The 14,096-nt window shown below is 37.0% G+C and carries 14 protein-coding genes; 13 read left to right on the top strand and 1 reads right to left on the bottom strand.

Annotation, left to right across the window (positions count from 1 at the left end; all coding sequences use genetic code 11):
• Positions 1-377 precede the first annotated feature (377 nt).
• The 9 genes from RV17_RS03510 (at position 378) to RV17_RS03470 (ending at position 9,213) form a co-directional block, all read left to right on the top strand.
• Positions 378-1,436, top strand: a complete 1,059-nt coding sequence (locus RV17_RS03510; RefSeq protein WP_071868533.1) for an acyltransferase — start codon at positions 378-380, stop codon at positions 1,434-1,436.
• The gene (locus RV17_RS03505; RefSeq protein ID WP_071868532.1) at positions 1,414-2,625 is read left to right on the top strand and encodes a glycosyltransferase family 2 protein; all 1,212 of its coding nucleotides are present in this window, start codon (positions 1,414-1,416) and stop codon (positions 2,623-2,625) included. Before RV17_RS03510 ends, RV17_RS03505 begins: the two co-directional genes overlap by 23 nt.
• Position 2,626: 1 nt before the next feature.
• Positions 2,627-2,908, top strand: a complete 282-nt coding sequence (locus tag RV17_RS03500; RefSeq protein ID WP_067484153.1) for a hypothetical protein — start codon at positions 2,627-2,629, stop codon at positions 2,906-2,908.
• Complete coding sequence (locus RV17_RS03495; RefSeq protein ID WP_067484154.1) at positions 2,905-3,786, top strand: polysaccharide deacetylase family protein; 882 nt, start codon at positions 2,905-2,907, stop codon at positions 3,784-3,786. Before RV17_RS03500 ends, RV17_RS03495 begins: the two co-directional genes overlap by 4 nt.
• A gap of 121 nt (positions 3,787-3,907) precedes the next feature.
• On the top strand, positions 3,908-5,377 hold the full coding sequence (locus RV17_RS03490; protein WP_067484155.1) for a helix-turn-helix domain-containing protein: 1,470 nt from the start codon (positions 3,908-3,910) through the stop codon (positions 5,375-5,377).
• Positions 5,367-5,711 (top strand): hypothetical protein, encoded by a 345-nt coding sequence (locus RV17_RS03485; RefSeq protein ID WP_067484157.1) that lies wholly within the window; start codon positions 5,367-5,369, stop codon positions 5,709-5,711. Before RV17_RS03490 ends, RV17_RS03485 begins: the two co-directional genes overlap by 11 nt.
• A complete protein-coding gene (locus RV17_RS03480; RefSeq protein WP_071868531.1) occupies positions 5,711-6,457 on the top strand; it encodes an MSCRAMM family protein in 747 nt (248 codons plus the stop codon). The genes RV17_RS03485 and RV17_RS03480 overlap by 1 nt, the downstream gene beginning before the upstream one ends.
• Positions 6,454-8,646 carry a lectin-like domain-containing protein gene (locus tag RV17_RS03475; RefSeq protein WP_071868530.1) on the top strand — a complete coding sequence of 731 codons (2,193 nt, stop codon included), beginning with the start codon at positions 6,454-6,456 and terminating at the stop codon, positions 8,644-8,646. The genes RV17_RS03480 and RV17_RS03475 overlap by 4 nt, the downstream gene beginning before the upstream one ends.
• Positions 8,647-8,718: 72 nt before the next feature.
• Positions 8,719-9,213, top strand: coding sequence for a dihydrofolate reductase (locus tag RV17_RS03470; RefSeq protein ID WP_067484163.1), 495 nt, complete (start codon positions 8,719-8,721; stop codon positions 9,211-9,213).
• Positions 9,214-9,376: 163 nt separating this feature from the next.
• Here RV17_RS03470 and RV17_RS03465 read toward each other — a convergent pair whose 3' ends face one another.
• Positions 9,377-10,333 (bottom strand): iron-hydroxamate ABC transporter substrate-binding protein, encoded by a 957-nt coding sequence (locus RV17_RS03465; RefSeq protein ID WP_071868529.1) that lies wholly within the window; start codon positions 10,331-10,333, stop codon positions 9,377-9,379.
• Between the two features lie 139 nt (positions 10,334-10,472).
• Here RV17_RS03465 and RV17_RS03460 point away from each other — a divergent pair, with 139 nt between their 5' ends.
• The 4 genes from RV17_RS03460 to RV17_RS03445 all read left to right on the top strand — a co-directional run bounded on the left by RV17_RS03460 (position 10,473) and on the right by RV17_RS03445 (position 14,075).
• On the top strand, positions 10,473-11,303 hold the full coding sequence (locus RV17_RS03460) for an ABC transporter ATP-binding protein (RefSeq protein ID WP_373270178.1): 831 nt from the start codon (positions 10,473-10,475) through the stop codon (positions 11,301-11,303).
• Positions 11,300-12,289, top strand: coding sequence for a FecCD family ABC transporter permease (locus RV17_RS03455; protein WP_071868527.1), 990 nt, complete (start codon positions 11,300-11,302; stop codon positions 12,287-12,289). Before RV17_RS03460 ends, RV17_RS03455 begins: the two co-directional genes overlap by 4 nt.
• Complete coding sequence (locus RV17_RS03450; protein ID WP_071868526.1) at positions 12,286-13,275, top strand: FecCD family ABC transporter permease; 990 nt, start codon at positions 12,286-12,288, stop codon at positions 13,273-13,275. The genes RV17_RS03455 and RV17_RS03450 overlap by 4 nt, the downstream gene beginning before the upstream one ends.
• Positions 13,276-13,535: 260 nt before the next feature.
• Positions 13,536-14,075, top strand: a complete 540-nt coding sequence (locus tag RV17_RS03445; protein WP_071868525.1) for a 5-formyltetrahydrofolate cyclo-ligase — start codon at positions 13,536-13,538, stop codon at positions 14,073-14,075.
• The last annotated feature ends 21 nt before the right edge of the window (positions 14,076-14,096 follow it).

Here is a 14,096-nt window from a genome sequence, read left to right as displayed (position 1 = left end):
TAATAGTACAGTTTTAAGTGATTTCATATAAAATAGTTTCTCCTTTTGAGTTGTTCGAATTTTGTTGTTGTAATCAACTTGGACTACTTTAACATGGAAAAATATTTCATAGGTAAAAGGTTCATGACAATTTGTGACAAAAATCGGTTTTTTGTAATCTTTTTAGTAACGTACGTAAAATGAATGATTGGAAAGCTTGCTAAATCAAGAAATTACTTGAAATGTTTCTGACTTTAGGCTTGTTTAGTTACGAAAAAATCGATTATCCAAAATTTTTTTTATAGAAATAAAAAGTATGGATTTCAATTTTGTTTTGGTAGTAAAACAAAATGAAAAACTCGTTATAATTCATTTTGTAATTATTTTTGGAGGTGCTTATGAAACGGAATTATTCGATTGACTTAATTAAAACAATGGCTGCCTTTTTTGTGGTAGCTGTTCATTTCTTATTAAATAGTGGTTTTTATGATCAAACGATTCAAACAAATCGTACCCTTTTTTGGATGATGACAAGGCAAGTGACAATAACTGCTGTGCCATTGTTTTTATTGTGTACAGGTTTCTTGATGAATCGTAAGAAACTTTCTGTTTCCTATTTATTGAATCTGTTTCCTGTTTTGTTCTTGTATGTCAGCATTTCTTTAGTTGGCTGGCTGAGAATGGTTGTGATGGATGAAGGCGTGAGTTTGACTGATGCACTTTTTGGTATTTTGGATTATTCAACCAATACTTATTCTTGGTATGTGGAAATGTATATAGGGTTGTACTTGATGATTCCCTTACTAAATTTGATTTGGCAAGCAAATCAGAATCAGTTTTTCCATCGATATGTTGTTGGGGTATCGCTTTTTTTATTTTTTGGGCCATCTTTGTTGAACTCATTCGGAAAAGTGGTTCCAGATTTTTGGATTGATGCTTATCCAATTGGCTATTATTTCATCGGTGCCTATTTATTTGAATATCAAGAACAGTTTAAAAAGTTTAAGAAAACTTGGGTACTTTTACTCATAGCTATTTTCGCATTCTTTGTCTTAGACGTGATACTTGATTATCAGACAACGTATCAAGATTTTGCCGGGAATCAATACAACGGTTTTGAACCACTAATTGTTAGTTTTTTGATTTTTGTGTGTTGTTTGCGCATACCAGTAACGAAAGGATTTCAATTGCCTATCAGAAAGTTGAGTCAATGGACGCTTGGAATCTATCTGATGTCAGACGTTACAGACCAACTCGTTTATCCGATTGCAAGAATGTTGTTGCCAACGATGGAGCAGCGCTTGACCTATGGTTTTGTAATCATCTTAACTAGTTTCAGTGCAGCAGTTCTTTTTAGTTATCCATTTGAACGGAGCAGCGAATGGCTACGACGAAAGTTGCGGGGCGGACAATCAGCAGAAAGGAAAGACCAACATGTTTCTTCTAAAATTCATTGATTATTATACGATTGGTTATCCAATTCTGATGTCTATTTTATGGTCGGTTGGCGCATACTTTTCGAGAATCAAGTACACCAAGCAAGAATCATTAAAAAGTTATCCAAAAGTTTCAATCGTTTTATCTGCTTACAATGAAGAAGAAACGATTCAAGAAGCGATGTCTGCTTTGGAACAACTTGCATATCCCAACTTGGAAATCATTGTGGTTGATGATAAAAGTACAGATAATACGTTAATGCTCCTTGAACAAATCAAACAAGGATTTTCTAAAGAAAAAGAATTGAGAATTCTTGCCCAACAAAAAAATGGCGGGAAAGCAACTGCGCTGAATACAGCTTTGGAAATGGTTAGTGGAAAGTATTTGCTGGTATTAGATGCAGATGCTTTGTTGGCACCAAACTCAGTGGAAATCTTAGCTGCAGAGTTAGAGAGCAGTTCGATAATTGGCGCGGTGACAGGGAAGCCAGTGGTACGTAATCGCTCAACTTTGTTAGGAAAATTACAGACGTTGGAATACGTTGGAATCATTGACGGAATCAAGCGCACGCAAACATTTATGTTAGGTGCAATCATGACAGTTTCAGGCGTAATCGTGATGTATCGCGTATCAAGTTTAAAAGAGGTTGGTGGGTTTAATCCCGAGGTTATGACGGAGGATATTGATGTCACTTGGAAACTGCATCGCGCAGGTTGGCGCGTGACATATAACTGCCGCGCACTTTCTTATATTTTAGTCCCAGAACGTTATTTTAGTTTATTGAAACAAAGAAAACGTTGGTCGATTGGTGGATTGGAAGTGCTTCTCGGGAATTTTTCATGGGTCATGGAGGGTGGCGATTTAAACTATAAGTTGTTACTCGGCGAAATGATTTTGAGTCATCTTTGGGGCTGGACATTTGTGTTTAGCACGTTTAATTATCTCGTTGCAACTTATTTTCGACAGGAATTACATGTCGCAGGTGGTGTTGTTGTTTTGTTCATTTTATTGTCTATCTTACTATTTTGGATTGGTGTCAATGGCGATGAGAATGATAGTCAGCTCAAACTGCAAGACAAACTAACTGTTCCTGTTTATTTGATGTTTTATTGGTTAACCAATCTTATTAGTGCAATTTCTTCGGAATTTGCTGTAATCACAGGGAAGACAAGTAAAGGAAAATGGGAAAGTCCAGATCGAGGTGTATAAAATGGATCATTTGATTATTCGAAAAAAGATGTTTACGCGTAATTTACTTTCGACAATGTATTTATTGATTGCGTGGTGGTTATTTTTAGCGTTATTGTTTTTGATGTTTTGTTCATTGTTAGGTTATTATTCTGATGCTATTGGCGCCATTTTTTTATTGGTTGACTTTCCGTTGACCCAAATAACAGATATTTTGCATCTTATTTTTGCTTTACTGGCGATTTTTATTGTGCCAATTTTGATTGGAATCGTCGCATTGAAAACAACAGGAGGTACGCAATGAAACGAGTGAATCGATTACTTACCAGTTTATTGAGTTTTTGTCTGATTGGTGTTGTTAGTTTTCTACTTTTTAGCCAGACAAAACAACTAGTGGAAAGTGAAGTGAGTACTGGTTTTTCTTATGCTCCTTTATCAGATGAAGATGGAGTGATCGTTTTATGTTATCATCGTGTACTAGCAGATAATTTTGTGGTTGAGGCAGTTTCAAAAATGTCAAAAAATACCCAACTTCATCAATTTAATGTACCATTGAGTGATTTTACTCAACAAATGCAGGACTTAAAGGAAAGAAAAGTACCTGTTTTAACAATGGATCAATTACTCGAAAAACGTGCAAAGAAAGAGTTAACTGGGCGAAATGTGGTGATTACATTTGATGATATCGATGTTACGTTACCAAATAACGCTTTTCCAGTTTTAGAGAAAGAGAAGTTCCCCTTCACCGCTTTTGTGATTACAGGCGAGACTGGAAATAATCTTTCTGGCTCGCAGATGGCCAGTTGGTCACAGATAAAAAAGTTGGCGGCTTCGCCCTTAGCCACATTTGGCGTGCATACCAATGATTTACATTATCAAGAAAAAGGAAAACCCGTATTGTCGACTAACTTACCAAAAAAAACAATGATTGATGACTATAAAAAAAGTCAAGAAATCTTTAAACAGGAACTTGGGTATCAAGCTGATTATTTTGCTTATCCTTACGGGGCAAAAAACAAACGACTAACAGACTACATGAGTCAAAATCAAATCAAGGGTATCTTCAGTTTAGAAACTGGTGTTGTTACGAATGAAACGTTGACTACTGACATGCCGCGATTGATAGTCACTAAAGAAAATTGGCCGACATTATTACATTGGCTAGATAACGATACAAATTAAAAAAATTGCAAAAAAATAATGAAGCTGATACTTCTTAGCGAGTTTCTCGTACAAACAAAAAAGAGGAAGGAGTTAACTAAAAAGCGTTATATTAAGATGCAGGAAAATTCAGGAGGGTGTTATGACGATTAACAAATTAGATTTACTCAGCGATTCAGCTCGGTACCAACTCGATATCTTACGCATATTTGACATGCGTAAGGGGCAATTCACTTCAGTTGAACTGTTAGTTGAGTTACTAGGAATCTCAAAGTTTAAAGTGAATAAGTATATTGCTGAACTTGAACAGGCATTAGTTGCAGCAACTAATGCCAAAGTTGTGCGATTATCGAAAGGTGAGATCGATATTCCAGACCTTTCCAATGAAGTGATTCGGCAGTTACAACTTTATTATTTGAAGCAATCTGATTTGTTTTTGCTCTTTCACGAAATGGTTCAATTTGGATCCACACCAGAAAAGTTTTCACAAAAACATTTTTTGAGTCGTTCAAAAGCATATCTGATCAAAAGTGAACTAGAAGATATTTTGGCACCAGGTGGTATTCAAATCAATGAAGGAACGTTAGTTGGAGACGAAGCCAAGGTTCGGCGAGAAATTTTTGATATTTACTATTATTTTTTCAATGGCTTAGAATCACCATTTGAGTCTTCACTTCGGCAAAAGACACATGAAGTGTTGGAGGTAATCATCCACACCTTGAATTTAGAAATGATTATGACTCGGATTGCTAAATTAGAATTGTTTTTGAGCATTACACTCTTACGCTTATCAAAACGAAGTTATGTGAATACAGTTGAAATTGAATTTGAAGATGTCTATGCAAAAGAAATTCGACAACAGCTTGTACTTGTTCAAAATAAATTGCAAAAGATCACTGTGATTCCAGAAGAAAAACAAGAAAATGAACAACTATGGCTTTTGGTTTTTTTATTAAGCGAGGAATGTCTTTCACTAACGACGCAGCAAAAAACAATCAGATGGAACCAAAATTTAACTGAGTTGACTACCTTACAGGTCGATTATTTATTTCAAACGTTGAAGCTTGTTTTATCAACGGAACGAAAAACAGAAAAAATCGTAGAACTACAGCAGGTTTTGGAACTAACAAATTTTAAGTTGGCATTTGCCAATCATTCTCGACTGACATTTATTTCAGAGGATCAAGAGCGTTTCTTCGCTGAATTATATCCACAATTTCATCAAGTGGCTAAGAAATTTGTTGAATTAGCAAAAAATAGTAAGATTTACGATCAAGGATTATTGACGAATGGTAGTCTGTATTATGATTATATTTTCGCCATTATTTCGGTTATTCCACAAAAGTATTTATCTGATAAAGTTTACGTTTGTGTGGATTTTTCGAGAGGATCAGCGTATACAAAATTCATTGCGGAAAATATTTTAGCTTTTCAAAACTTGAATATTGAGGTTCAAAAAAAGGTCAACAATCAGACACAACTATATGTTAGTGATTTGTTGATTGATAAGTTGAACTGTCCGCAGATTATCTGGAAAAATCCACCAAGTGATCATGATTGGTTGTTGTTTGGCGAGATGGTAATTAAAGTGAGGAATGAAAATGAAAGTTAAATCCTTAATAGTTAGTGGTATGTTAGCAACGACTTGTCTGTATCAAAGTGTTATTTTGAGTGGGCTGGTCGATCAACCAATCCGGGACAAGAAAATTGAGTTGTCAAAAGAAAGCCTAGTGAATGATATTCAGGTGGAAAATAACGGAGAGACAGTCGTTTTTAAAAATCATCGCCGGATAAAAAGAAATGAATTGACAATGCTGGAAAATCGAATTTCGGCTATGGAAAAGAATCCGCAGGTACCTTCAGGCGGAGGCGCAAGTCAAACCTTGATTGGCCAGCGAATGGCTCGATTGAGTGGAAGCTTGGTTTATGGAATGAGGCAAGAATAATGAAACGCACGATTTATCAAGGGGTTTCGCTAATGTTGGGGGCCGTAAGTTTGTTCAGCCCGCTTTTATTAGTGACTGCTACAAGCACCACGCAAAAAATAAATCGACAGACAAGCGCGCAATCTGTAGTAGAAAAACAAGTTTATGGAAATCAAGCACAACTTGATTTAGGTGATGGTCAAAAAGTTCTCTCTAATAAAGCCTTTATCACGATGTACCGCAAGTCCTTGAAAAAAGAAACCTATTCAAAAGAACTTTTAACTGTCGACCAGTCTTCGGGAAAAGCAATTCCAGGAGCTGTTTATGAAGCAAAAGCTGAAAATGGCGAAACGCAGAAATTAACTGCTGATGAAACGGGACAAGTTTCGCTGACTAAATTGGCAAAAGGCCAGTATGTAATCCGCCAAGTGAAAGCTCCTCTCGGCTACGAACTTTCGGAAGAAACAGTCGAATTAGTTATTGAAAATCAAACAGTCATTCAACGGATTTTTACCAATCAGCGAAAAGAAAATACGATTTTATTAACAAAAATCACAGACGAGAATGAGCCACTTGCTGGCGTAGCATTTACACTTTATCAAGATGAAAAAGTGTTACGAAAAAAGCTTGAAACGAATCAATATGGACAACTAGCTGTCGACGGCTTAACGAAAGGTGAGTATTATTTTGTAGAAACAAACGCACCAAAAGAATACCAAATAGATTCAAGAAAATTGGCATTTACGATAGGGGGTGAAGCAAAATGATAAGAATGAAAAAACTTGTTTTCTTGACCAGTTTGGTTGCTTCAACTGTTTTTGGCTGCACGGCTTTCGCAGCTGAAAACCTTTATGATGAACCCTTGGCTATAGAATCAGAAAACTTGCAGGATTATTTTTCATTACAAGGATCAGCTTCTTATGATCCAATAACTGAAATTATTTCGTTAACACCTAATAGGCGATTACAAGCTGGAAATGTTTCGTTGAACAAAAAATTACCAGCTACTACCTCTTTTCATTTAGAAGCCGAAGTAAATTTAGGTGATAAAACAGATGTAGAAGGTGGGGGAGATGGGGTTGCGCTTGCGCTTCATACGGATGTGCCATCAGCCATCGGAAAACCAGGGAATGGTATCGGTGTTTTAGGATTAGCAGGCGTTCAAGCATTTAAATTAGACACGTTTTGGAACCGTAGTGAAGAATACGAGGAACCACCTGAAAACGTTGAACGGATCTTAGGAAGAAATCAACCATTTGGTGCGTTTTTAGTCTCCAATCCTACAACAGTTATGATTCAAGACTCTGTTCAATATTTAGCGAACAATCAAGATGCGCCAGCAGATGTTGATGGGCAATTCCATTCGTTTATTGCTGATTATGATGCGATGAGCAAGGAACTAACGATTCGCTTTCATTCCAATCGGGGGTGGCTGACATGGAAACAAGTCTTGCCGCTACAGGAAAATTATGCAGTCGCATTCAGTGGCTCAACAGGTGTGAATGTCAATCATCAGAAAATAAAAGTTCGTTCTTTTGTAACCAAACCAGCTATCGTAACAGGACAGTTCAATCTACAGTTGACAGATCAAGAAACGAACCAACCACTTGCTGGTGGCCAATTTGAGATTCACGATATCACAACAGGAAAATTGGTCGAAACAATTACGACAGATGAGAATGGAAAAGCAAGTGTGCCAAAGCTTCCTCTTGGAACTTATCAGGTGAGTCAAGTAACAACGCCAACAGGATATGAAAAGACAACAAACAGGACTTTTTCCATAACAGAAGAGCAATTAACGCAACAACTAAACGTGGAAAATCAACCTATTTTGGGTAGCTTGAAGGTAACGCTAACCAACCGAGCAGATGTGAAACAGAAATTATCTGGTGGTCGCTTTCATCTGATGGATGATTCTGGAAAAATTCTGAAAAAGAATCTTTTGACAAATGAACAAGGCATGTTTGAACTTACAAAGCTACCAATTGGAAAATATACATTAGTCCAGGAAAAAGCCCCAACTGGTTATCAGATTATCGATAAGGAAACAACTATTTGGATTCAAGGTAGTCAGCTGTTAGAAGTGCCAGTGCAAAATGCAAAAGAACCAGAAACAGCCAAAACATCTGATGATGATAATTTTAAAGAAGCAGAGTCTCAAGAATCAAGTTCATTAATGATTAATTCGCTCACAACGGAATCAACTAGATCAGCGAGTTCAACAACAAGTGAAATCATAGCAGAAAAAGACAATCAAACAGTGGTGATCGAATCAAGTTCATCAACTATACACGAAGAGTTACTTCCCCAAAGTAATCCGATAATTAGCCAGTTGCCACTAAAAAAAGTGACGCAACTAACTATCCAACTGAAAAAAATCAATGGTGAACCAATCCAAGAAGGTTCATTTGAATTATTTAATACTCAAACAGGTCAGGTTCAGCAACTAGCCTTAGCTTTAAATGAACCGTTAACGCTGACGAATCTTCCGTTTGGAACGTATGAACTACGTCAAACAAAAGCAAAATTTGGTTTTGTACGAGCAACTCAAACGGTACATTTTGAATTATCGAGTCAACACTTAGTCGAAACAATCACGTTGCTCAATCAAAAATTGATTCCAACACAACTGACACAAAATGTCGTAGTGAAGGCGGATAAAAAAAGTCTCAATGGAGCTACAATTGAATGGATCACCAAGATTAAATTTGGAACAGATATTCTTGAAGCACCTGCAGTTTCTTTTCAAAATGAACTGGACCAATTAGTGGCAACAGATGTTAGTGGTAGTTATCATGGAGACCCAATCGAGAATATTGGTCATTTTGAGCAGAAAGATGCAATTGTACGATTTCTTTTTGATGAGAAAGACGGAAGTTATCATTATTTAGTCGCGCAAGAAATCCAACTGAAAATTGTTACGACCCCAGATCAATGGGGGACTCCAAAAGAGTGAGAGTAGTTTTTTTACGAAAAATTGTGTATGCTTCTTGGTAGAATGAGAAAGTTAGCTAAAGGAGCGGATAATTTGTTTATTTCAATGTGGGCACAAGATCGTAACGGTTTGATTGGGAAAGATGGTTTATTACCGTGGAAATTACCAAATGATATGCGTTTTTTTCGGGAGCATACAATGGATCGAATTTTAGTGATGGGACGAAAAACATATGAAGGTATGGGAAAATTAAGTCTGCCTTATCGTCATATTATTGTTTTAACAACCCGACCAGACCTCAAAGTTGCAGAAAATGCGGAAGTTATGCATTCAATTGAAGAAGTGTTAGCCTACAGTCAACAAGTAACAGAAGATATTTATGTTTCTGGTGGTAGTCAAATTTTTCGAGAATTATTACCAGAAACAGGCATTATATGGCGAACATTGATTGACGAAGAATTTGAGGGCGACACGTATATTGGTGAAATCGACTTTTCCGATTTCACGTTAGCCGAAGAACACGTGGGGATTTTAGATGAAGAAAATCGCTACCCACATCGTTTCCAAAAATGGGTGCGAAAAGACTAAGCGAAGGTATTAATAAAAGAGTTTGGGACAAAACTAGCTTAAATAGAAAAAAAGCCTAAAATTCGTTTTGAAAACGCTGATTTTAGGCTTTTTTAATTGAAAATATGTTAAGAACGACTGGATTTTAGTTTTGTCTCGCTCTCTTTAATGTTTCAGAATTTTTTTAGTTTAATTTTTCAGCAAGATCGTTCAACATTTCTTGGCTAGCAATTGGTCCGTTGTACAACCAACTAGATTCTGGACCCAATTCGAGCAAATGATTTTCTTTGACTGCTTTCAGATTTTTCCAGGCAGGTTCTTCAAACATTGCAGCGCCTTGATCACTGTTGACCAAAATTAAATAATCGGCATCTAACTCAGCTAATTTTTCTGAAGAAACAGCAGACCAGTCTGAAGTAGCATCTTTAGAGATCTCTTTAACTAAGCTAGGGACACCAAAACCTAAATCGCCGTAAACAATACGACCACTTGAGCGATTTTCGCTCACCATAAAGGCAGAATTATTTGTTACCCATAAAACAGCTGCTGTTTTACCAGCGATTTTATCGGCTAATTCCGTTTTGATTTTTTTGGCAGAAGCTTGGTATTCACTGATGATTTTTTTTGCTTGGTCTTCTTTTGCCAAAGCTTTACCCACATCTTTTAATTGCTCTTCCCAAGTTACATCGCTACCATTTGTAACCACATAAGTAGGAGCAATTTTACTGTATTGTTCATATTTTCCACCTTCAATAGTTGCCGAAGAAGATATCAGAAGTAAATCAGGTTCAAAACTTAAAACTTTTTCGTAAGGTAAGTCATAAGAAATCGTTGGAATATCTTTCAGATCATCTTGTAAATAATCCTGGATTGATCCACTACCAACGGTCCATTGCGCAACAGGTTTTTCATCTAGTGCAATTAGATAGTCTTCCAAGTAGCTTCCAATAATCCGTTTTGGTTGATTGGGAATTGTTACTTTATTGTCTAAAGTATCTGTCACGGTGTGCGTGCCATTGCTTTTTGCTGTAGTTGTCGAATTTGTTGTGTCTGTCGTTTTATTTGCTGTGGAGCAAGCTCCTAATAAACCTATTAATAATAGCGTCGTTGAGATTGTGAAAAACTTTGCTTTTCGTTTCATTTTCTTCCTCCTAGAATAATTGAGAATCATTCTCAGATGCTATTATTCCTGATAATTAAAGCACTGTCAACCAATTTTTTAGTGAAAGCTAAAGAAAACTTGTGCTTGACGAATTTGTGAAGTAGCGTCATAATTGAGAATGATTTTCAACGAAAGGATGGGTGAAATGGCAAAAATCGAAGCAGTCGATATTGCAGCAGGGTATCCCAAAAAGCAAATTATTGATGCTTTATCAGTAAAAATTCCTGAAGGCAAGATTACTAGTTTGATTGGGCCAAATGGGAGCGGAAAATCGACATTATTAAAAAGCTTCACACGAATCCTTCCTGTGAAAAAGGGGAAAATTATTGTGGATGATTCTGAAATTTCTACATATAGTTCAAAAGAATTGGCACAAAAAATTGCTTTACTGGCACAAAGTAGTGATCATCCGTTGGGAATGACCGTGGAAGAAATTGTTTCTTATGGTAGATATCCTTATCAAAAGCCATTTAGTGGTTTGACTGTAGAAGACCAAGAAGCGATTCAATGGGCGCTAGAAGCAACTAGCTTAGATACTTTAAAAACACGAGAGATTGCTACTCTGTCAGGTGGACAAGCGCAACGTGTGTGGATTGCTATGGCTTTGGCGCAAGAAACAGACATTTTGATTTTAGATGAACCAATTACTTTTTTAGATCCCGCACATCAATTAGAAATTCTACATTTATTAGAAGAAATCAATCGCGTAAAACAAACGACGATTTTGATGTCCATTCATGATATCAATCATGCATCTCGTTTTTCAGATTATTTATTAGGATTGAAAGCTGGTCAATTATTGGTTGAAGGTTCACCAAAAGAAGTAATTACAAAAGAATGGATGCGAGAAATTTTTGAAATTGATGCACAAATCGTTCATTTGCCTGATTCTGACAAGCCAGTCTTTCTAACTTACGATTTACTTTCACGACAGGAGGTAAATCAATGACGAGTAGAAAGAAGAGTCGTTTTATTTGGCTGCTTATAGTAGTAAGTATGATACTTTTTTTACTAGCTGTCGCAAATGGTGCAGCAGAGGTAACGTTGAAAGACTTATGGTTATCTGTTGTTCAATTTGATTCAGCGAATCAAGCACAACAAATTTTACGAACGATTCGATTACCTCGAGTGTTAGGTGCGTTTGTTGTTGGCAGCAGTTTTGCTTTAAGTGGGGCATTGATGCAAGGTGTGACACGTAATCCATTGGCAGATTCTGGGTTGTTGGGAATCAATGCAGGTGCGTCTTTAGCTATGGCAATTAGTTTTGCTTTCTTACCAGCTGTTTCATCTTTTCAAACGTTTTTGATTTCTCTGGTTGGGGCATTAGCAGTGACGATTTTGGTGTTTGGCTTTCTCAAATTTTCCAAAATGGGAATCAATCCAGTTCAGCTAATTTTAGCTGGGGTGGCGATTAGCTCATTTTTTACTGCAATTAGTCAAGCGCTAACACAATTATTTAATTTGCAACAAGACTTAGCTTTTTGGTTTGTTGGAGGAGCGGCGAATATCACTTGGCGACAATTGACAGTTTTGTTACCTGTTTACTTAATTGCTTCAATTTGCGCTTGTTTGCTAGGTAAATCAATCTCCTTGGTTAATTTAAGTGAATCGCATGCTGTAGCACTTGGTGGAAACCCACGAAGAACGCGTCTTATTTCTTTTGGAATGGTGGCGATTTTATCTGCAATTGCGGTGGCACTTGTGGGACCCGTTTCATTTATTGGTTTATTAGTACCACCATTGATTTGTGGGGTAGTAGGTTCAGATTATCGTTACGTTCTACCTGGTTCTTTTTTAGCGGGAGGATGCTTAGTAATGGTAGCAGATTTGGTGGCACGAATGATCAATCCACCATTTGAAACACCTTTTGGCTTGATTATTGCTTTAATCGGTGTGCCATTCTTGCTTGTTCAAGTTAGGAGGGAAGAGGGATGAAAAAATTACGATGGCTGATTACCTTCTTGCTGTTCTGCTTGTTCATTAGTGTTTTACTTAGCTTGATGATTGGGACACCACTATTATCTATTCAACAAGTGATTGATGGGATTACTGGAACTGCGTCGCCAATTACACAGCTAATCGTACAAGAATTTCGTTTTCCAAGGTTGGCAGTTAGTCTTTTGGCGGGAATGTGTTTGGGTGTTTCGGGGTACTTACTGCAAGGAGTTACTAGAAATGAGTTGGCAGATGCTAGCATTTTAGGAATCAATGCAGGAGCTGGCTTTTTCGTCATGCTTTATTTAGGTTTCTTTTCGCAAGCTGCAGCAACTTTTCTATTACCTTTTGCGGCTTGTCTAGGTGGTTTGCTGGCTGCTATTTGTGTGTATCTTACTTCCTATACTAAAAGCGGTATGTTGAAAATGAACCGAATTTTACTTTCGGGAATTGCTGTAAACGCTGGGTTATCGGCGATGACTTTGCTAGTGACGATCAAAATCTCAAAAGAAAATTACGGTTTTGTAAATGCTTGGTTGGCAGGATCTATTTGGGGTGCTAGTTGGCCTTATGTTTGGGCATTGCTTCCATGGGCCGTTTTTCTTTTGCCACTTGCTTTTTATTATAGTCAACAGATTGGGCTACTTTCTTTTGGACAAGAACGTGCACAGAGTTTAGGCTTACATGTCCGAAGAAGTCAACGGGTGCTATTAATTCTGGCAGTGGGATTAGCTTGTGCTAGTGTTGCTGTTGCAGGTAGTTTATCCTTTGTCGGTTTGTTAGCACCACATGTTGCAAAAACAATTGTTAAAAAAGAGAATCATTGGACTTTTGTACTAAGTGGTTTGTTTGGGGCGTTATTGGTGAACGTAGCTGATATTTTCGCGCGTGTCATCCTTCCAAGTGGTGAAATCCCGACAGGAATTTTGATTGCGTTAATAGGTGCGCCGTATTTTCTTTATTTATTGTTTCAAAAGCAAGCTTAAAGGTTGTGGCTCCAAGCTATAGTGAGGAGTTGCTTGGGGAACACCGTAAATAAGGTTGTGGCATAAAAGGTTGGGATTCAGAAAAAATGAACAACAACCAAAAATATCAACCCTTTCCCTTCAAAAAATCTAAAACGAAGAGTTCAAGCATTCATCTTGAACTCTTTTTCTTTTTGAAAATGAACGTTATTTCCTCGCAACAGCATTGCTATTTTATTCATTTTTCGATACCATGCTATCAAGGAAGGTAGGTTGGATGAGTGAATCAAACGAAAGCACAATTACGTCAAGCAGGCGTTCAAACATTAAAAGAACTAGCTTCAAATGAAAAAGTAGAAAAAGAACGACGGATCCATCAAAAACTATTTTCGAGTTCAGCATTTCAAAACGCACAAACGATTGGGATAACTTTAGCAAATGAATTCGAGGTAGCAACAGAACCTGTTATCCACTATGCAAAGCAACTGCATAAACAAATCGTGATTCCGAAAACATTGCCAAAGCGTCAAATGGCTTTTTATGAATTGACAGATGAAACGATGCTAGAACGGTCTAGTTTTGGTGTCTTAGAGCCAACAAATTCACGCCTTTTTTTACCTGAACAAATCGATTTATTAATTGTGCCTGGCTTGGTCTTTACGAAATCGGGTTATCGAATTGGTTTTGGTGGTGGTTATTATGATCGCTATTTACAGCAATATCCAAACCAAACAGCGAGCTTAGTCTTTACTGAACAGTTGAATGATGCGTGGTTGCCAGAATCATTTGATCAAAAAATTCAACAATTGTTTATTGATTAATTTTATTACTAATAGGAGGTT

The organism is Enterococcus thailandicus, assembly GCF_001886265.1.
Taxonomy (GTDB): domain Bacteria; phylum Bacillota; class Bacilli; order Lactobacillales; family Enterococcaceae; genus Enterococcus_B; species Enterococcus_B thailandicus.
The sequence above is the reverse complement of the archived record's forward strand: the minus strand, read 5'-3'. Positions and strand labels throughout refer to the sequence as shown.

Bases quoted from the DNA above. Each gene is read 5' to 3' on its own strand.
- RV17_RS03510 (WP_071868533.1), top strand. From the start codon at position 378: ATGAAACGGAATTATTCGATTGACTTAATTAAAACAATGGCTGCCTTT.
- RV17_RS03505 (WP_071868532.1), top strand. From the start codon at position 1,414: ATGTTTCTTCTAAAATTCATTGATTATTATACGATTGGTTATCCAATT.
- RV17_RS03500 (WP_067484153.1), top strand. From the start codon at position 2,627: ATGGATCATTTGATTATTCGAAAAAAGATGTTTACGCGTAATTTACTT.
- RV17_RS03495 (WP_067484154.1), top strand. From the start codon at position 2,905: ATGAAACGAGTGAATCGATTACTTACCAGTTTATTGAGTTTTTGTCTG.
- RV17_RS03490 (WP_067484155.1), top strand. From the start codon at position 3,908: ATGACGATTAACAAATTAGATTTACTCAGCGATTCAGCTCGGTACCAA.
- RV17_RS03485 (WP_067484157.1), top strand. From the start codon at position 5,367: ATGAAAGTTAAATCCTTAATAGTTAGTGGTATGTTAGCAACGACTTGT.
- RV17_RS03480 (WP_071868531.1), top strand. From the start codon at position 5,711: ATGAAACGCACGATTTATCAAGGGGTTTCGCTAATGTTGGGGGCCGTA.
- RV17_RS03475 (WP_071868530.1), top strand. From the start codon at position 6,454: ATGATAAGAATGAAAAAACTTGTTTTCTTGACCAGTTTGGTTGCTTCA.
- RV17_RS03465 (WP_071868529.1), bottom strand. From the start codon at position 10,333: ATGAAACGAAAAGCAAAGTTTTTCACAATCTCAACGACGCTATTATTA.
- RV17_RS03460 (WP_373270178.1), top strand. From the start codon at position 10,473: ATGATTTTCAACGAAAGGATGGGTGAAATGGCAAAAATCGAAGCAGTC.
- RV17_RS03455 (WP_071868527.1), top strand. From the start codon at position 11,300: ATGACGAGTAGAAAGAAGAGTCGTTTTATTTGGCTGCTTATAGTAGTA.
- RV17_RS03450 (WP_071868526.1), top strand. From the start codon at position 12,286: ATGAAAAAATTACGATGGCTGATTACCTTCTTGCTGTTCTGCTTGTTC.